The 18,548-nt window shown below is 66.4% G+C and carries 16 protein-coding genes and 1 tRNA gene; 14 read left to right on the top strand and 3 right to left on the bottom strand.

All coding sequences use genetic code 11. The features are described from left to right. Window positions 1-80 precede the first annotated feature (80 nt). The 5 genes from AC5RVY_RS05755 (at window position 81) to AC5RVY_RS05735 (ending at window position 6,333) form a co-directional block, all read left to right on the top strand. On the top strand, window positions 81-2,021 hold the full coding sequence (locus AC5RVY_RS05755) for an FAD/NAD(P)-binding protein (protein WP_493953762.1): 1,941 nt from the start codon (window positions 81-83) through the stop codon (window positions 2,019-2,021). A 460-nt stretch (window positions 2,022-2,481) separates the two neighbouring features. Continuing rightward, window positions 2,482-3,564: an ABC transporter substrate-binding protein gene (locus AC5RVY_RS05750; protein ID WP_493953761.1), complete on the top strand. Its 1,083-nt coding sequence runs from the start codon at window positions 2,482-2,484 to the stop codon at window positions 3,562-3,564. A 3-nt stretch (window positions 3,565-3,567) separates the two neighbouring features. Then, window positions 3,568-4,458 (top strand): ABC transporter ATP-binding protein, encoded by an 891-nt coding sequence (locus AC5RVY_RS05745; RefSeq protein WP_493953760.1) that lies wholly within the window; start codon window positions 3,568-3,570, stop codon window positions 4,456-4,458. Further along, window positions 4,458-5,357, top strand: coding sequence for an ABC transporter permease (locus AC5RVY_RS05740; protein WP_493953759.1), 900 nt, complete (start codon window positions 4,458-4,460; stop codon window positions 5,355-5,357). Before AC5RVY_RS05745 ends, AC5RVY_RS05740 begins: the two co-directional genes overlap by 1 nt. A 49-nt stretch (window positions 5,358-5,406) precedes the next feature. Further along, the gene (locus AC5RVY_RS05735; protein ID WP_493953758.1) at window positions 5,407-6,333 is read left to right on the top strand and encodes a TauD/TfdA dioxygenase family protein; all 927 of its coding nucleotides are present in this window, start codon (window positions 5,407-5,409) and stop codon (window positions 6,331-6,333) included. Between the two features lie 457 nt (window positions 6,334-6,790). Here the strand turns inward: AC5RVY_RS05735 and AC5RVY_RS05730 are convergent. Beyond that, window positions 6,791-6,878, bottom strand: a tRNA-Ser gene (locus AC5RVY_RS05730). A 108-nt stretch (window positions 6,879-6,986) separates the two neighbouring features. Here AC5RVY_RS05730 and AC5RVY_RS05725 point away from each other — a divergent pair. The 9 genes from AC5RVY_RS05725 (at window position 6,987) to AC5RVY_RS05685 (ending at window position 17,198) form a co-directional block, all read left to right on the top strand. Beyond that, window positions 6,987-7,970: an NAD(P)H-quinone oxidoreductase gene (locus AC5RVY_RS05725; RefSeq protein ID WP_493953757.1), complete on the top strand. Its 984-nt coding sequence runs from the start codon at window positions 6,987-6,989 to the stop codon at window positions 7,968-7,970. Window positions 7,971-8,103: 133 nt separating this feature from the next. Further along, window positions 8,104-8,712 carry a PadR family transcriptional regulator gene (locus tag AC5RVY_RS05720; protein ID WP_493953756.1) on the top strand — a complete coding sequence of 203 codons (609 nt, stop codon included), beginning with the start codon at window positions 8,104-8,106 and terminating at the stop codon, window positions 8,710-8,712. Next, window positions 8,709-9,446, top strand: a complete 738-nt coding sequence (locus AC5RVY_RS05715; RefSeq protein ID WP_493953755.1) for an ABC transporter ATP-binding protein — start codon at window positions 8,709-8,711, stop codon at window positions 9,444-9,446. Before AC5RVY_RS05720 ends, AC5RVY_RS05715 begins: the two co-directional genes overlap by 4 nt. Window positions 9,447-9,496: 50 nt before the next feature. Then, window positions 9,497-12,310 (top strand): FtsX-like permease family protein, encoded by a 2,814-nt coding sequence (locus tag AC5RVY_RS05710; RefSeq protein WP_493953754.1) that lies wholly within the window; start codon window positions 9,497-9,499, stop codon window positions 12,308-12,310. A gap of 275 nt (window positions 12,311-12,585) precedes the next feature. Beyond that, window positions 12,586-14,886, top strand: a complete 2,301-nt coding sequence (locus tag AC5RVY_RS05705; RefSeq protein WP_493953753.1) for a carbon starvation CstA family protein — start codon at window positions 12,586-12,588, stop codon at window positions 14,884-14,886. Beyond that, the gene (locus AC5RVY_RS05700; RefSeq protein WP_493953752.1) at window positions 14,886-15,089 is read left to right on the top strand and encodes a YbdD/YjiX family protein; all 204 of its coding nucleotides are present in this window, start codon (window positions 14,886-14,888) and stop codon (window positions 15,087-15,089) included. The genes AC5RVY_RS05705 and AC5RVY_RS05700 overlap by 1 nt, the downstream gene beginning before the upstream one ends. A gap of 97 nt (window positions 15,090-15,186) precedes the next feature. Continuing rightward, complete coding sequence (locus tag AC5RVY_RS05695) at window positions 15,187-15,807, top strand: bacterial proteasome activator family protein (protein ID WP_493953751.1); 621 nt, start codon at window positions 15,187-15,189, stop codon at window positions 15,805-15,807. Between the two features lie 5 nt (window positions 15,808-15,812). Continuing rightward, window positions 15,813-16,289, top strand: a complete 477-nt coding sequence (locus AC5RVY_RS05690; RefSeq protein ID WP_493953750.1) for a hypothetical protein — start codon at window positions 15,813-15,815, stop codon at window positions 16,287-16,289. A 63-nt stretch (window positions 16,290-16,352) separates the two neighbouring features. Next, window positions 16,353-17,198 (top strand): aldo/keto reductase, encoded by an 846-nt coding sequence (locus AC5RVY_RS05685; RefSeq protein ID WP_493953749.1) that lies wholly within the window; start codon window positions 16,353-16,355, stop codon window positions 17,196-17,198. Window positions 17,199-17,288: 90 nt separating this feature from the next. Here the strand turns inward: AC5RVY_RS05685 and AC5RVY_RS05680 are convergent, their stop codons facing one another. Further along, window positions 17,289-17,474, bottom strand: coding sequence for a hypothetical protein (locus tag AC5RVY_RS05680; protein ID WP_493953748.1), 186 nt, complete (start codon window positions 17,472-17,474; stop codon window positions 17,289-17,291). 65 nt (window positions 17,475-17,539) lie between these two features. After that, window positions 17,540-18,514 carry a hypothetical protein gene (locus AC5RVY_RS05675; RefSeq protein WP_493953747.1) on the bottom strand — a complete coding sequence of 325 codons (975 nt, stop codon included), beginning with the start codon at window positions 18,512-18,514 and terminating at the stop codon, window positions 17,540-17,542. Window positions 18,515-18,548 lie beyond the last annotated feature (34 nt).

The raw sequence follows: 18,548 nt of genomic DNA, 5'->3' as shown, positions 1-18,548 counted from the left end.
CCATCCAAACAACATCCGCGGACGGCTGGCAAGTCAAGCGGTCAGCGCATACTTTGTTTTCAGCCCGTACGCTGGATGCCGTGGAAATAAGGCAAAGCATACGGACCGCCATCATCGGGGCAGGTCCGCGGGGCACCAGCGTCCTGGAACGGCTGCTGGCCCGGTATGCCGCGCACAGCGCTTCAGGTTCCGCACTGGCGCCTCTCCACATCGATGTGATTGATCCTTATCCCGCGGGCCCCGGCCACGTGTGGCAGCCACAGCAGCCGCGGTTGTTCCTGATGAACACCCAGTCTTTCTACCCCACGCTGATCCCGGAGGACCCCGCCCTGGCGGCGCCGATCGCCGGTACAACCTTTGAGCAGTGGCGGGCCTGGCAGCGGAAAAATCCCTCGCCTTCCCTGACCGAGGAAGAGCTGGCAGAACTTGCCGTCCTGGAAGCGAGCGATTTCCCCAGCCGCGCCCTGTACGGCCGCTACCTGCGCGGAATCGTGGAGGACCTTACCGGAAACCTGCCCGACGGCGTCTCCATCCGTTTCCACGAAACGTCGGCAATGTCCGTGCGCCCCGCAGGCGGCGGAACGTTCGACGTCGGCCTGGCCACCGGGGAATCGCTGCACACCGGATCCGTGGTGCTCGCACTGGGCCACATCCCCTCCCGGCTCAACCCGGAACAGCGGGAGCTGCAGGCCGCGGCGGGGCAGCTGGGCCTGCAGTACCTGCCGCCGGCGGTTCCTGCGGACGTGGACTGGTCCCGGATTCCGGCCGGCGAACCCGTGCTGGTCCGCGGGATGGGGCTGAACTTCTTCGACACCATGGTCCAGCTGACCGAGGGCCGCGGCGGAAAGTTCCTCAGCAACGGCACGGCGCTCCGCTACGAGCCCTCAGGCCAGGAACCGCACATCATTGCGGCCTCCCGGCGCGGGACGCCCTACCGTGCCAAGGCGGCGCTCAGCGGCTACTACCCGGCGTCGGTCACCCTGCGCTACTTCACCGAGGCGGCGCTGGAACGCTTCCGTACCGCAGGCATCCGCCCGGCGTTCGACCACGACTTCTGGCCGCTCCTGCACCGCGACGCGCTCTGGGCGTACTACTCAACCTTGGTGCGCTCGCAGCCAAACGCCGTCCCAGACCCCGCGGCATTCCTGGCCGCACTTGACGAAGCCCTCCACCCGCACGCCCACAGCGCCGCGAACTGGGAAGACAGCGTGGACAGCGTACTCGCCGTCCACGTCGGGCCCCGGCACCGGCTGGACCTGCCGGCGCTCGCCGCACCCTTGGCAGGACGCTCCTTTGCCTCCCGCGCCGAACTGGACGCCGCCGTCGTGGACTACCTGCTCGATGATGCCCGCCGGTCCGCCCTCGGCGAGGATGACCCCGTCAAGATGGCCATCGGGGCACTGCACCACGGCCGCGCCGTCCTGAAAACAGCAGCGGCCGACGGCGGCATCACCGACGAATCGTGGGTGGCGGGACTGCGTGGCTGGTTTGAATCATTTGTGGAAGGGCTCGCCAGCGGGCCGCCGGCCCTGCGTGCCGAGCAGCTTGCTGCCCTGGCCAGTGCCGGGGTGGTGAGCTTCGTGGGGCCCGATCCGAAGTTCGCCGTGGACCGGAAAAACCGCGTCTTCACCGCGGCCTCGCCGTGGGTGGATGACCGGCCGGTGGCGGCAAAGACCATGGTGGAGGCACTGGCGCCGGGCAACAGGGTCTCCGCCAACGATTCACCCCTCCTGGGTCAGTTGTTGGCGGACGGGCTGGTACGGCCGCGCCTCATGATGACCGTGGAGGGTGCCCCCGTGCAGTCCACCGGCCTGGACGTGGAGCCGCACCCTTACCGCCCGGTGGCAGCCAACGGTTCCGTGACGGAAGGCCTGTACGTCCTGGGACTGCAGCTCTCGTCCGTCCAGTGGGGTACGGCCATTGCCGCCGAGGCCTTCCAGCCCGGCGGCCCGAACTACCGCAGCGGCCAGCGGACCCTGCGCGACGCTGACGAGATCGCCGGCGCCATCCTGGGAGCCTGACGTCCACACGTAACATCCACCGCCTCCGGGAAGAAATAATTTGGCCTTCCCGGAGGGGCTTGGCGGGCTGCGGCCATTACGACTTGCGCCGGGGGCCAGGGGCCCCCATAAATCCGCCCGCTCGCAGGCTCCATTCGTTGCGCCCGGAAGTCGCCGCGGGACATCGCGTGGCCGAACGTGACCTTCCGTGGCCCGTTTCCCTTACAGGGTATTAACCGGTATTTCGGCGTGTTGCCTTCGGTGTCCCCGAGGGTCAGCAGCCAACGCCACGGAACGTCCCATGACGCCGCACGTCCTGGGATTTCCCCGGATTTCCCGGGATTTCCAAGGGTTAACCAGCTACTTCTGCCCCGGATTCTTTCCTGTTCTAGTTGTCCCCACGGCCAGCCCGGGCCGAACCCGCAACTGAGCCGAACCGCAACTACGCCGGTTCCCGACGAACAGCAGAGAGTACAGCACCATGACACACGGACCCCTCCCCGCACGAACCCGCCCCGCCGCAGGCGTGGCAGCAGCCATCGCTGCCGCCGCGGCACTCATGCTGGCGCTGTCCGGGTGCGGAGGGCCGGCAACGGCCCAGCCAGGCGCAGAAGGTGGCGGCACGGAAACAAAAACCGTCCGCTACCAGGGCTCACCCAACAGCGTTTCCTTGCTGGAAGTGGCCGAAGACCTGGGCTACCTGGGCGACGTGAAACTCCAGTGGGTCAGCAACACCACCAGCGGACCCCAGAGCATTCAGTCGGTCGCCACCGACCAGACGGACATCGGCGGTGCGTTCACCGGTGCGGTGACCAAGCTGATCCAGGCCGGCGCGCCGGTCCAGGCCGTCGTCAACTACTACGGCGAGGACAATGACACGTTCACCGGGTACTACGTGGAGGAAGGAAGCCCGATCAAAACCCCGAGGGACTTGATCGGCAAGAAGATTGCCGTCAACACCTTGGGCGCCCACCACGAAGCGGTGATTACCACGTACCTGAAGAACAGCGGGCTCACGCCTGACGAAATCAAGCAGGTTCAGCTCGTGGTGGTGCCGCCCAACGAAACCGAGGTGGCCCTGCGCAAGAAGCAGGTGGACGTGGGCACCCTGGGCGGCGTGCTGCAGGACCGGGCGCTCGCCGAGGGCGGCATACGGGCCCTCTTCACCGACGTCGGGGTAATCGGCGGACCATTCGACGCGGGCCAGTACGTCCTGCGCAAGGACTTCCTGGCCAGGAACCCGGAGACCAGCCGCACCCTGGTGACCGGAGTGGCCCAAGCCATCGAATGGGAGCGGACCACGCCGCGGGAGCAGGTCATCGCGAAGTTCGAGGACATCATTGCCAAGCGCGGCCGCAACGAAAGCACCGAGGCGCTGAAGTACTGGAAGAGCGTGGGCGTGGCATCGCCGGGAGGGCGGATCCAGGACCAGGACTTCACCCGGTGGGAGGACTACCTGAAGTCCGCCGGAATCATCAACGGCGCCTTGGACACCACCAAGCTCTACACGAACGAGTTCAACCTGTTGGAGACCTCCGCGCCGGCAGCAACCGCCAAAGGATAAGAGATGACCCCCAAGATCAGACTTCATAACGTGACCAAGGAGTTTGCCGTCCGCCAGGCCAAGGGAAAGGGCAAGGCGAGCCGGCGGCAGGCAGGGCCAACGGTGCTCACCGCCCTGTCAGACCTGAGCCTGGACGTTGCCGCCGGTGAGTTCCTCACCCTGGTGGGCCCGAGCGGCTCGGGCAAAACCACCTTGCTGGACCTGCTCGCCGGGCTCTCCAGCCCCACCTCCGGAACCGTCCTGGTGGACGGCAAGCCTGTGACAGGCCCCGGCCAGGACCGGGCCGTCGTTTTCCAGCAGTACGCCTTGTTTCCCTGGCGCACGGCATCGGCCAACGTCTCCATCGGCCTCGAGAACACCGGACTGTCCAGGAAGGAGCGGGCCGCAAAGGCAAGTGAATTCCTGGACCTCGTGGGCCTGGCCGGGTTCGAGGACCGGTATCCGCACGAACTGTCCGGCGGTATGAAGCAGCGCGTGGCCATCGCCAGGAGCCTCGCCTATGAGCCGGACATCCTCCTGATGGACGAACCCTTCGCGGCCCTGGACGCCCAGACCCGCGAACAGCTCCAGGACGAGCTCCTGCGGATCTGGAAAGCCACAGGCAAGACCATCGTGTTCATCACGCATGGCATCGACGAGGCTGTCTACCTTGGCCAGCGCGTGGCAGTGCTCAGTGCCCGCCCGGGCCGGCTCAAGGAAATTGTTGACATCAACATCCCGGACCGGGACGGCGACGAGGACATCCGCTCCCACCCGGCCTTTGTGGAACACCGCCACCAGGTCTGGTCGCTCCTGCACGACGAGGTCCGGCTGGCCCAGGACTCCGGCCACCGGAAGATCCTTCCGGACGGCACCGCCCCCGACGAAGAGCCCGCTGAAAGGAGCGCTGCCTGATGAGCGCACTGCTGACCCAACCGCACACGGCGGCCGCCGCCGTCGACCCTTCCCGCCCGGCCGAACCATCAGCGCGCGCAACAGAGCCACGCCCGACGGCGGCAGCCGGGCTGGCTGCCTTGGCAGGCCTTGCCGCACGGGCGGGCTGGAAATCGCTCGCGGTGGTGCTGTTCCTTGCATTGTGGGAATTCGGCCCGACGTTCCTGGCGGCCCCGGCCACCAGGGTGTTCCTCCCGCCGCTGCACGAAGTGCTGACGGCAGGTGCCAGGCTTCTGGACACGGGGCAATTGCAGAACCACTTGCAGGCCAGCGTGACCCGGTCGGTGTCCGGCTTTGGGATCGCGGTGGTGTCCGCCGTCGTCCTCGGACTCCTGATTGCCTGGTACGGCTGGCTGCATTCGTTCCTTAACCCGCTGCTGGAACTCTTCCGCAACACTGCCACCCTGGCGCTGCTGCCCGTGTTCACCCTGCTGCTGGGCATCGGCGAGGAATCGAAAATCACCATCGTGGCCTACGCTGCGTTCTTCCCGGTGCTGCTGAATACCATCGCCGGTGTCCGGACGGTCGACCCGCTGCTGATCAGGGCGGCCAGGTCCCTGGGGCTGGGCAGCTTCCGGCTCTTCCAGAAGGTGATCCTGCCGTCCGCTGTGCCAACCATTTTCACCGGAATCCGGATGGCCGGCACCTCCTCCATCCTGGTGCTTATCGCCGCGGAGATGGTCGGCGCCAAAGCGGGCCTGGGCTACCTGATCGTCAATTCCCAGATGAGCTTCCTGATCCCGGACATGTACGCCGGCATCCTTACCGTCTCGGTGCTCGGCCTGCTGGTGAACGTCCTGCTCGTGGCACTGGAACGGCACTTCTCCCGCTGGCGCACCGCCGTCGGCTCCGGCAACTGAACACCAACCCAATCAACTGAACCAACCGCACGAAAGGCAACGAACCACCATGACCGTCATTACCGAAACCAAACTCGAATTCACCAAGCTGGGCGCCCGCATCGGTGCCGAAATCCGCGGCCTGGACCTCAGCGCCGAGCTCAGTGACGACACGATCACCCAGATCCGCGAAGCCTTGAACACCCATAAAGCACTCGTGTTCCGGGAGGCGAACGTCCGCACGGACGAAGACCAGGTCCGGTTCGCCAGCCGGTTCGGTCCGCTCACCAAGGCGCACCCCACGGTGGCATCCGTGGACGGGAAGCCTGCGGTGCTGCCCGTCGACAGCGAAAACGGCAGCGCCAACAATTGGCACACAGACGTGACGTTTGTGGTCAACCCGCCCCAGGCATCCACCCTGCGCAGCGTCACCCTGCCGGCGTACGGCGGGGAGACCCTGATCTCGTCGTCGGCCGGGGCCTACCAGGACCTGCCCGATGAGCTCCGGAACTTCGCCGACACGCTCTGGGCAATCCACACCAACGACTACGACTACTCCGTGCCGAAGAACCTTGAGCATGCCAATGCGGAGGAGCGGCGCAGGGAGTTCACCCGGATCCACTTCGAAACCGCACACCCCGTGGTGCGCGTCCACCCGCTGACGGGGGAGCGCGGGCTGTTCATTGGCGGTTTCGCGCAGCGGTTGAGGATCGTGGGGCTGTCCAACACCGAGTCCAAGGACATCCTCCGCATCCTGCAGGCGTACATCACCCGCCCCGAAAACGTGGTGCGCGTGAACTGGGAGCCGGACCAGCTGGTCCTGTTCGATAACCGCATCACCCAGCACTACGCCCCGGACAACTATGACCGCCAGCCCCGCACGCTGAACCGCGTGACCATTGCCGGCGACATCCCGGTGGGCGTTGATGGCCGCAGCAGCACGGCCATCAAGGGCGACTCGTCCACGTACTCGGAGACGGTGGTGCTGCCGGGCTAATTCGATTACACCCCGCAACAAAGCAGGTGCCCCTCCCCGGCTGGACTGCCGGGAAGGGGCACCTCGTGCTTTTGCCTTGGGTTCCTAACCGCGCAGGCACGCCTGGTACTGCAGCCAGGCGATGCTGTAACGGATCCACCCAGGACGTCGTACCACTTGGCGGGCTTGACCGGTGCGGTGGGAGGGGCTTCGTCGGGGCGGTAGCCGGAAGCATCCATGATTCCGGCATGTGCCGTTTCAATCTCCTGTGTTCGTGACACGTTCAGTACGACGTCCCGTGCAGGGCTGAGGTGAGGGACGCGTTTCTGCGGGGGCGTGCCGATCTTCGTTCCGCTGGGACACCAAGAGGCTATGCGCAGGGTCTGACACTGGCAATGGCCGCCGCCGCTTTTGGCTGCCGTGGAGAAAACGAAGGACCCCTGCCTGCCAGCATGCTGGCGGACAGGGGTCCCAATCGCGGAAGGTAAGAGATTCGAACTCTTGGTACGGGGTTACCGCACACTAGTTTTCAAGACTAGCTCCTTCGGCCGCTCGGACAACCTTCCTCGACTAGTAGTGTTTCATAGGCACTTGCCTGCAACAAAACAGAGGCGAACAAGGTGCCCGGTGCACACTGGTTGCAGCGAGTATTCAGTCAGAAACGGGAGTGTTCCATGAAAGCCGTCTATATTTCGGAGCCGGGCGGCCCGGAGGTGTTGGAGGTCCGCGAGGCAGACACTCCGGTACCAGGACCGGGGGAGGTGCTGATCGACGTCGTTGCCGCCGGCCTGAACCGGGCGGACGTGCAGCAGCGCAGGGGCTTCTACCCGCCCCCGCCGGGCGCTTCAGAGATCCCCGGCCTGGAGGTATCCGGCCGGATAGCCGGGTTTGGCACCGGAGTCAGCAAGCCTTTCTCCCTCGGCGACAAAGTAGTGGCGCTGCTGGCCGGTGGCGGCTATGCCCAGCAGGTGGCGGTCCCCGCCGAGCAGGTCCTGCGGGTTCCCGAGGGCGTCGATCTCGTCACGGCGGCGTCCTTGCCGGAAGTCGCCGCCACCGTCTACTCCAACCTGGTGATGACTGCCCAGCTCCAGGCGGGCGAAACTGTCCTGATCCACGGTGCCACCGGAGGGATCGGGACCATGGCCATCCAGTTGGCCAAGGCCTTGGGCGCCAAGGTGGCGACGACGGCGGGCACGGACGAAAAGGTGGGAACCGCGAAGGCCTTCCTGGGCGCGGATATCGCCATCAACTATGCCGAAGAGGACTTTCCTGAGAGCCTCCGCGAACAGAATGGCGGCCGGGGCGCGGACGTGATCCTCGACGTCGTTGGCGCCAAGTACCTCGCACAGAATGTGGATGCGCTCGCTGAATACGGACGCCTGGTGGTGATCGGCCTGCAGGGTGGCACCAAGGGGGAGCTGGACCTCGGGCAGCTGCTGAAGAAGCGCGCCGCGGTGGTGGCCACCGCCCTGCGGCCCAGGCCGGTGGAGGAAAAGGGCGCCATCATGACCGCTGTCCGTGACGCCGTCTGGCCCATGGTCGCTGACGGACGGATCCGCCCCCTTGTGGCTAAGACCTTTCCGCTGGAGCAGGTCCAGGCAGCCCACGCCTACTTTGATACGGGTGACCACGTAGGCAAGATCCTCCTGCTCGTCTAACTGCCGGCCCCGGGCCGATAGATACTGAGTATTGCCCTTCAGAGAGCGCTGCGCTAGGCTCAGTGCCATACGCGGTATGCACAGGCCTTGGGGGACTGTGCATACCGACGCTTTCCAAGCGCAAGGAGCACCAATGTCCATCCGCCACAGCCTCCTCGCCCTGCTGCAGGACCAGCCGCGGTACGGCTACCAGCTGCGGGTCGAGTTCGAGAGCCGCACCGGGGCCACCTGGCCCCTGAACATCGGGCAGGTCTACACCACCCTGGACCGGCTGGAGCGCGACGCCCTGGTCACCAAGGAAGGCGACGACGGCGACGGGCACGTGGTCTACAGCATCACCGACGCGGGCAAGGCGGAGGTGACGAACTGGTTCGCGGCCCCGGTGGAGCGGAACAACCCGCCGCGGAACGAGCTCGCCATCAAGCTGGCGCTCGCGGTCACGTTGCCCGGAGTGGATGTCCAGTCCATTATCCAGGCCCAGCGCGTGGCCTCCATGCGGGCCCTGCAGGATTACACCAAGGCACGGCGGGACACCACCGCCAATCAGCGTTCGGCGGACACTGCCTGGTTGCTGGTCCTTGATTCCCTGATCTTCCAGACCGAAGCGGAGGTCCGCTGGCTCGACCTGTGTGAGGCCCGGATGGTCCAGCAGGCGCAGTCAGCCGGGCCGGGCCAGGCGCGCAAAACGTCCAACGGGGTCACGGAAGACGCCGCCCCGCTCAACGCGGACAGCCGCCGGTGAGCGTCCAGGGGCCGCAGCAGGTCCTGGAACTTGCGAAGGTCAGCAAGACCTTCGGTGAAGGTGCCACGTCGGTCGCGGCCCTGCGCGATGTGGACCTTACCATCGAAGCGGGTGAGTTCGTTGCGGTGATGGGGCCGTCCGGCTCTGGAAAGTCCTCCCTGCTGGCGCTGGCCGGGGGACTGGACCACCCGACGTCTGGCGGTGTCTTTGTGGAATCGACGCCCCTGGCGGGACTGGGGCTGAACGACCTGGCGCGGCTCCGGCGGCGTGCCGTGGGCTACGTCTTCCAGGACTTCAACCTGGTGCCCACGCTCACGGCCGCCGAGAATGTGGCACTGCCGCTGGAACTGGACGGCACGGCGTGGAAAAAAGCCCGTAGGCAGGCGCTGGATGCCCTGCGGCAGGTAGGGATTCCAGAACTCGCTGACCGCTTTATGGACCAGATGTCCGGCGGCCAGCAGCAGCGCGTGGCCATTGCACGGGCCGTGGTGGGCCAACGGCGCCTGATCCTCGCCGACGAGCCCACGGGAGCCCTTGACTCCACCACCGGCCACGGGGTTATGGAAGTACTGCGGACCAGGGCTGATGCCGGTGCCGCCGTGATGCTCGTGACCCATGAGGCCCGGCATGCCGCGTGGGCGGACCGGGTGGTGTTCCTGCGCGACGGGCGCATTGTGGACCAGGCAGCCGCGATGCACGATCCCACCATGCTCCTGGCCCAGGCCGGACTGTGACGCGGCTCGACCTCACCCCGGCCCCGAAAGGACGCCTAAGCAGCTTCCGTGTGGCACTGCGCGTGGCCCGCCGGGACATCAGGCGGCACCGCGGGCGATCCCTCCTGATCGTGCTCCTGATCATGCTGCCGGTTGCCGGCATGACCGGGGCGGCCACACTGTACCAAAGCTCCCAACGAACGCCCGAGGAAATCGTCGACTACGAGCTGGGGAGAACACAAGCCCGGTTCGGCACCTTGCCGGCACCCAATGCCAGCTCTGTCCAGGACCCGCTCAATGACGCCATGTTGGCATCAAGCACCGGAGAGTATGATCCCGATTTCGAGGCCGCCGATCCCCAGAGGCTGATTCCGGCGGGGTATGAGGTTCTGCCCCTGCGGCAGTTCAACCTGACCACGGGGGTTGGGGCAGCACTGGTGTCCCTTCAAGGGAGGGTTGTGGACGCGCTGAATCCTGCCTTCGCCGGCAAGTTCAGTCTCCTGGCGGGAAGGGCACCACGGTCAGCCGACGAGGCACTGGTGTCGCCTGGATTCCTGGAAAGGTTCCGCCTTGGGCTTGGCGAGGAGATCACGACGTCGGCCGGAACGTTTGTGCTGGTGGGAACCATCCGGGATGCGGGCACCTCGGACCGGAACTCAGTGATTTTCCTGCAGCCGGGGCAGGTGCCGGAGGCGACGCTGGATGCAGGACCAAAATCCCCGCACTGGATGTCGTACTACCTTGTTGGCTCCGAACCCGTGACCTGGCCGCAGATCCGCGCCGCCAACCGGCAGGGAGTCAGCGTGCTCTCCCGCAGCGTGGTGCTCAACCCGCCCTCCATGGCCGAGCGCAGCATCGACGGCGTCACGCCGCCGCAGCCATCGTCGGGAGCCGTGGCGATGTACACAACGTTCGGCCTGGTCGCCGCCCTGGCGCTTCTGGAGGTGGGCCTCCTGGCGGGAGCTGCTTTCGCCGTCGGCGCTAAAAGGCAGGTCCGGGAACTGGCGCTGCTGGCAGCATCCGGAGCCGACGCCCCCACCGTCCGCTCCGTGGTGACGTCCGCAGGGCTCTGGCTTGGCAGCATCGCTGTTCTTTCCGGCGCGGCCCTGGGGCTCGGGTCCGGGGCGGCAGTGGTTCACTGGGTCCGTTCCATGGGCTCGGCCCGCTTTGCCGGCGTCCATCCTGACCTCCTGCTCACGCTGGCGGCCATGCTCCTGGGAGTAGTGTGCTGCCTGCTTGCAGCCATGGCCCCGGCCAACCAGGTTGCCAGGCAGGCCGCCATGGGCGGACTTAAGTCCGGCCGCGCCCCCGCCGGGAGTGCGAAGCGAACCACCGTGGCCGGTGCCGTGCTGCTGATTCTGGCCGGCGCACTGCTGTCCGGCGGCTGGCTTGTGGGGGAGTCGGCTGCAGATCCGGACCAGAGGGCCGGGCAACTGCCGGTGGTCACCTCACTGCTGATTGGAGGTGCCGTGCTCGCCGTCGTGGCACTGGTGCTTCTGGCTGGATACCTCGTGACCCTGCTGACCGCGCGGACGGGCGCCCTGTCGCTGTCCTTGCGGATGGCTGCCCGTGACTCGGCCAGGAACCGGGGCCGGACGGTACCGGCTGTAGGCGCCATTCTCGCCGCCGCCACGCTGGCCAGCGCCGCACTGGTCCTTTCGGCCAGCCAGCAAGCCATGATGCGGGAGAACCATTCGTGGACCGCGCTGGAAAACCAGGCATTCCTGCCGCTTTCCTTGGAGCAGCCCATCCTGCCGGATGGCAGCACGGCGCCGCCAGCCAGCGTCGATCCGGCTAAGCTCACCGCCGCCGTGGAAGGGGCCCTGGACACCGTGGCCTGGACAAGAACCGTGAGTGCTCCCGCATATGTCCACAACTGTGCTTTCGGGCCCGGCATTGACCTGTCGGGGCCAGCCCAGACGGCCACCTCCAATTGCCTGCAGTATTCGCTCGCCAAGCCTGCCGGCAACGAGTGCCCAGTGACACCGGAACGGAGGGTGGTGGACCCCCAGGACTGGCGCTGCCGGGGTTCGCTGGCCCAGTCGCCGGGCTCCCAGCGGTCCATCCTGGTGGGCGGCGCGGACGAGATCAGTACCGTGCTCGGCGCCGAGGCCGGACCTGAGGCACTGGCGGTACTGGAGGCCGGCGGCATGGTGGTGACCAACCCTGTCTTCGTCCGGGACGGGACGGCGGTGCTGGAAGGCCAGGATGTGCGGACGCAGATGCAGGACCCGGCAGATTCCTCCCACATGCATGAGACGGTGACCAGCAGCACGCTTCCCGCGGTGGTGGTTGAACCGGCCGTTGCCCTTCCTTACTACGGAGTCGTTTCGCCGGAGACAGCCCAGCGGCTGGACTTGCATCCCCAGCCGGCTGAACTCCTGATCCAGCTCAGCAGGCTCCCCTCCGCTGCGGAGAGGGATGCCGCATCCGGCGCGATCGCGGCCATCTACCAGCAACCTGCCATGGGATTCTGGGCTGAATCCGGCATCCCGCAGGGGGACGCTTGGATGATGTGGTCCATCGTTGCCATCAGCGCGCTGATCACTTTCAGCGCTGCAGGCATCACCACGGGTCTTTCCCTTGCCGATGCCCGGGCCGACCATGTGACGCTGGCCGGGATTGGGGCATCTCCGCGCCTGCGGAAAAGCCTTGCGGGTTCCCAAGCACTGCTGACGTCCGGTCTGGGGACCGTGCTCGGAAGCGTTGCCGGGACCGTGCCCGCGGTACTCATTGCCGGCTCCACTGAGTTGCGCAGGGCCGTTGAGGTCCCCTGGATGCCGCTGCTGGCACTCCTGGTGGCGGTTCCGCTGGCCGGCGCGCTGCTGGCATGGCTGTTCACGCGTGCGCGTTTGCCGGCGTCCAGGCGCGCGATGGGCACCTGAGGTGGGACCCCCGGGGACCTGAGCAGGGCCGTTGGATCCCGCGAGGGGTCTTTCTGATTGGCGCCGGCAGGCTTACCGTGGGGTTAGGAGCTGCCCTCCGGGCAGCCGCGCAAGGGATCCGCAGCACCCTCGACGGCGGTGTGGCCCGACGCTCGTCGCCGGGTGCCTGCCGTTCGGCGCAGGCTGGTCCTGATCACGGCAAAACACGGTCCGGTCCAAGCTCCCCGTTGGTAGGGTGCCTGTCAGCAGATGGGGACGAATCTCAAGGAGGAGACATGGCCGGAACACCGGATCATCGACGGAGCGCAGCCCGAGGGGAAGGTGCGGTGGCCACCGATACCTCTCTCCCGCCGTCGGCAGTTGACGAGGCAGTCCGCGAGGCGGAAGAGAAGAAGTGGACACCCGCAAAGATCGCTCTCTGGGCAGCGATTGCCCTGCTGGGGGGCGTGGCCTGGTTTATGCTCGCGATCATCCGCGGCGAAACCGTGAACGCCATCTGGTTCGTGTTTGCCTCGGTCTGTACCTACCTGATCGGCTACCGCTTCTACTCCAAGGTCATCGAGCGCTACATCACCAAGCCGGATGACCGGCGCGCCACTCCGGCTGAGTACAAGGCCGACGGCAAGGACTACGTGCGGACGGACCGGAACGTCCTGTTCGGCCACCACTTTGCCGCCATCGCCGGCGCCGGCCCTCTGGTGGGCCCGGTTCTTGCCGCCCAGATGGGTTACCTGCCCGGCACTATCTGGATCATCATCGGCGTCGTGCTTGCCGGCGCCGTGCAGGACTACCTGGTGATGTTCTTCTCGATGCGGCGCGGCGGTCGTTCGCTGGGCCAGATGGCCCGCGAGGAACTCGGCGTCATCGGCGGCACGGCAGCCTTGATCGCCACGCTGCTCATCATGGTCATCATCGTGGCAATCCTCGCCCTGGTGGTTGTCAATGCCCTGGGCGAAAGCCCCTGGGGCGTCTTCTCAGTCAGTATGACCATCCCCATCGCCCTGTTTATGGGCGTCTACCTGCGGTTCATGCGGCCCGGCAAGGTCATGGAAGTCTCGCTGATCGGGTTTGTCCTGCTAATGGCGGCCATCATCGGTGGCGGTCTCGTGGCCGACACCTCGTGGGGCACTGACATCTTCACCCTGGACCGGGTGACCATCGCCTGGGGCCTCATTGTTTACGGCTTCATCGCAGCCATCCTGCCGGTCTGGCTGCTCCTGGCCCCCCGGGACTACCTGTCCACGTTTATGAAGATCGGCGTGATCGTGATGCTGGCGCTGGCCATCATTGTGGTCCGCCCGGAGATCACCGTTCCGGCGTTCAGCGAGTTCGCCAGCAGGGAGAACGGCCCTGTGTTCCCCGGCGCGCTGTTCCCCTTCCTGTTCGTGACCATCGCCTGCGGCGCGCTGTCCGGCTTCCACGCCCTCATCTCTTCAGGCACCACACCCAAGCTGGTGGAAAAGGAGCGGCAAACCCGCTACATCGGTTATGGCGGAATGCTGATGGAGTCGTTCGTGGCCATCATGGCCCTCGTGGCAGCAATCTCGATCGACCGCGGCCTCTACTTCGCCATGAACTCTCCGGCAGCCCTCACCGGCGGAACCGTCCAGACAGCCGCCACCTGGGTCAACAGCCTTGGCCTGGCCGGGGTCAACCTCAGCCCGGACCTGCTCTCGGAGACTGCGGCGAACGTGGGCGAGGAGAGCATTGTCTCCCGCACCGGTGGCGCCCCAACACTGGCCGTGGGCCTGGCCCACATCATGCAGCAGTTCATCGGCGGCACTGCCATGATGGCCTTCTGGTACCACTTCGCCATCATGTTCGAGGCCCTCTTTATCCTCACGGCCGTTGACGCAGGAACACGCGTTGCCCGGTTTATGCTGCAGGATTCCATCGGCAACTTCGTCCCGAAGTTCAAGGAAGCTTCCTGGCGGCCCGGCGCCTGGCTCTGCACAGCGGTCATGGTGGGGGCCTGGGGAGCGGTGCTGTTGATGGGTGTCACTGATCCGCTGGGCGGCATCAACACGCTGTTCCCGCTCTTCGGCATCGCCAACCAGTTGCTGGCCGCCATTGCCCTGGCTGTCTGCCTGGCCATCGTGGCCAAGCAAGGCACCTTCAAGTACCTCTGGATGGTGGCATTGCCGCTGGCTTTCGCCGCCGTGGTCACCATTACCGCGAGCTACCAGAAGATCTTCTCGCCCACCCCGGCGGTGGGGTACTTCGCCAACAACGCAGCCTTCAGCAAGGCACTTGCCGACGGGAAGACCGAGTTTGGCACGGCGAAGTCCGTGGCAGCGATGGAGGCTGTGGTGCGCAACACCGCCATCCAGGGCTGGCTCTCCGTGATCTTTGTGGTGCTCAGCATCATCGTGATCGCGACGGCGCTGCTAGCCACCGTCAATGCGTTCCGCAACCGCGCGCACGGGACAGCCGTCAAGGACAACGAGGACCCCGCCAAACCTTCACGCGTGTTTGCCCCGGCCGGCCTGATTCCCACTCCCGCCGAGCGGGAGCTGCTGGCTGAGTGGGATAAGGTCCCCGCCGAGTTGCGCTTCGAGCGGGCAGGACACCACTGATGAGCAACACATTCGCTGCCGTTCACCGGGGCTTCCGGGGATTTGCGCGCTACGTCGGCGGTGTCCTGGGCGCGGATGCCTACACCAAGTACCTGGAGCACCACAGGGCCGCCGGGCACGCCACGCCGCCCCTGAGCGAGCGGGAGTTCTGGCGGGACCGGACGGACCGCCAGGACGCCAACCCCCAGGGCCGGTGCTGCTGATGGGGCCGTGGCAGGGATGATTGAGCCGGTAGCGGACAGGGCGCTGGCGGGTTCACGGAGTGGGTCCCGGGCTGATCGCTCATGAGAGTATGAACGCATGAGCGATCCGAACGACACTCAGGCACCTGAGGACCTCCCGGTAGAGGGCACCCCCATTGATGACACCCAGCCGGTGCCCGCACCGGCCAATAACGGCAAACCCAAAGGCAGCAACCTGCAGGACCTGGTGGATGAGCCGGCCAAGGTGATGCGGATCGGAACCATGATCAGGCAGCTGCTGGAAGAAGTGAAGTCCGCCCCGCTGGATGACGCCGCCCGTGGGCGGCTCGCCGAAATCCACGAGCGCTCCATCAAGGAGCTGGAGGACGGCCTGGCTCCCGAACTGGTGGAGGAACTGGGACGGATCAGCCTGCCGTTTTCGGACGAGGCCACGCCCTCCGATGCTGAACTGCGCATAGCCCAGGCCCAGCTGGTGGGATGGCTTGAGGGGCTGTTCCACGGTATCCAGACCGCGATCGCCGCCCAGCACGCGGCGCGCGAGCATGCAGCGGCACAGTTGCAGCTCCGCCAGCTCCCGCCCGGCACGGTAATCGCGCCCGGCGTGGTGATCGGGGAAAACGGCGAGCCGCAACGGGCCCCGGCGGCCACCCGGCCTGGTGCACCGGCGCGCCCAGGCCAGCCGAACGACCCGGACCACGGTCCCGGACAGTACCTCTAGGTTCATTGGGCTTTTTCAGCGCCGCCAGGCAGGGGCGCAAGGACGACGCGGAATTGGGGAACGGGCTGTGGCGCCGTGCCCATGACCGTTTTCACCGGGGCTTGGACCGATTCCACCAGGTCCTCGAAGGGGTGGAGGACGACCAGCTCTATGCCGAATTGGTGGAGATCGCCAATGAGCTGGCGGCGCTGCTGGAACGGGTCAGGGCTGTCTGCGTGGAAGCGCAGCTGCGTTCACCCAGCGAGGGACTGGACATACCGCCAGGCCTGGCAGGGGTCCATCGGGCTCTGTCCAAAGCGGGCAATTCACTGGCCACCACGTCGGAAGCCGCCGCCATGCTCCGGCTCGCTGTTGGTCCCGTCCCGGTGGGGGCCGTGTCCGTGCGCCGGCGTGCCGAGGCGGTGTTCCAGCAGGTGGCCGACGCCGAAAGGCACCTTGCGGAGGAGGGCCGGGGCGCCGGACGCGAAGATATTCCCGGTTAAGCGTGTGGCTTACTCGCTGCCCGTTTCCCACGTCCGGCCTTACTGGTTTGGCAGGATAAAAGCATGACTCTTTCACCCTCACTGACGTTCAACGACGGAAACAAGATCCCCCAGCTTGGTTATGGCGTATGGCAGGTTGAGGACGACGTGGCGGAGAAGGTTGTCCGCCAGGCCTTCGAAGCCGGCTACCGCCACATCGACACCGCAAAGATTTACGGCAACGAGGCTGGCGTGGGCCGGGCCATTGCCAGCTCGGGCCTGTCGCCGGAGCAGCTGTTTATCACCACCAAGCTGTGGAACGCCGACCAGGGCTACGAGTCCTCCCTCGCCGCATTCGAGGAGTCCATGGACCGGCTGGGCCTGGAGACGCTGGACCTGTACCTGATCCACTGGATGCAGCCCAAGCAGGATAAGTACGTGGACACCTGGAAGGCGCTGATCGAGCTCCAGAAGCGCGGCCGGGTCAAGTCCATCGGTGTTTCCAACTTTACGGTGGACGGCCTGCAGCGGCTGATCGACGAAACCGGGGTGGTCCCGGCCATCCACCAGATCGAGCTGCACCCGTACTTCAGCCAGCGTGGACTGCGCGAATTCGGCGCCTCGAAGGGGATCCTGACGCAGGCCTGGTCCCCGCTGGGACAGGGTGGCGAGCTGCTGGAGGACGCGACTGTGGCCGCCATTGCGGCTAAGCACGGGGCAACGCCCGCCCAGGTGATCGTTGCGTGGCACCTTGCCATCGGAAACGTGGTCATTCCCAAGTCCGTCACGGAGTCCCGGATCCGCGAGAACTTCGCGGCCCTAAAGGTCTCTTTGGACGCCGGGGACATCGAGTCCATCGATGGGCTGGACCGCACGGCGGACGGCGGGGGCCGGATTGGGGCCGACCCCGCCGTGTCCGACTTCGCGTAATCCCGCCGGACCCCTACAATCCGCGCTGCCAGGGCCCTTGCCGGGCAGCGCGGATTGTTGCTTTTAAGCGCGCTTAGGGCTGCGGGAGCCTTAGGCGGCGATGCTGAGGTGCTGGACCGCTACAGCGTCAACAACCGCCCAGCTGTCCTCGCCATGGCAGTGCCGGCCGGCGAAGCGTTCTGCCTCTGCCAAGGTGTCAAAGACTTCAGCCCGGGTACGTCCGCAATCGGCGTCGAAGTAGGTGACGTGAAATTCCTGCACGAGTTCGTTTTCCATAAATCCAGTGTGCAACCGGGGTCTGACATTCTTTGGAATCAGGTCCGCGTGTTGCACATCAAGGCCTACGCCTCACGGTTGCCCAGCCGCAGGACCCGCTCCTGCGCCAGCATTGCAGTCCGCTCTGCCTTGTCCGCAGCCCGTGCCGCCTGCTTAGCCTCGGCGGCGGTGGAGGCCAGGCTCCTGCGGGACCGCTCCAGCCGGTCCTCAGCCGCTTTGAGGCGGGCCCGGAGCTCGGCCGTTTCCTGCAGGAGCTCCGCTATCTCGGTGCGTGTCCCGTCCGCCTGGTCCTGCAGGTCCCGGGCGAGCCTGGCAGTTTCAGCCTGTGCAGCCTCCGCTTCGGCCAACGCGGCTTTTGCCTTGTCCAGGGCTGGCGGTGACGCTGGCCTCGGGGTCTGCCGGACCGCCTGGAGCCGTGGCTGGTCGGGCTGGGGTCGGGACGTGCCCGCCGTCGTCGTCCTCGCCTTTTGTGGCTGGCCCGCTTCCCCCGGGGCACGAGGGGGAGCTGCCGGCGGCCCTGCCGGCAGGGCCGCCGGAACTGCCACCGACCCCTCAAGGTCCACCGCGTTAACGCCATCGGCAGAGAGTGTCTTGAGGAGGCGGCCGCTCCGGACAGCCGCGGCCGCACCCTCATCGGCGGTCAGGGCACGCAGGGTCTCCTCGACGTCGGTTGCCATGGCATCGCTGATGGAGCGGCCGTGCTTTTGCGCCACCGAGCGGGTGGTGTCGACGGCGGCGGCCAGCATGCTGCGGCGCTCACGTCCCAGTTCGCGCAACGCCGTCGCATCCAGCGAAGCCTGTGCGTCGCGCATCCGGCCCCCGAGGTCAGCCAGTCCGGCGAGCACATCGGGCTGGTGCAGGGCAAGCATGTTCACCGCCCACGCGGCTACCGACGGCTTGGGGAGCCCGCGCACGGCCGCGCCCAGCTGCTTATCCGAGCCGGCGGCTTCCTTCGCCGCAGCGGCACGGGCGGCAATAAAATCGTCCAAGGGCTTGGCGTAGAGCTCGTTTGCAATCTCTGCCAGGGCCTCGTCATCCATGCACGCCATCTTAGGCGGCTGCTGTTGCTTCGGC

The organism is Arthrobacter sp. Ha26 (assembly GCF_059091705.1).
The sequence above is the reverse complement of the archived record's forward strand: the minus strand, read 5'-3'. Positions and strand labels throughout refer to the sequence as shown.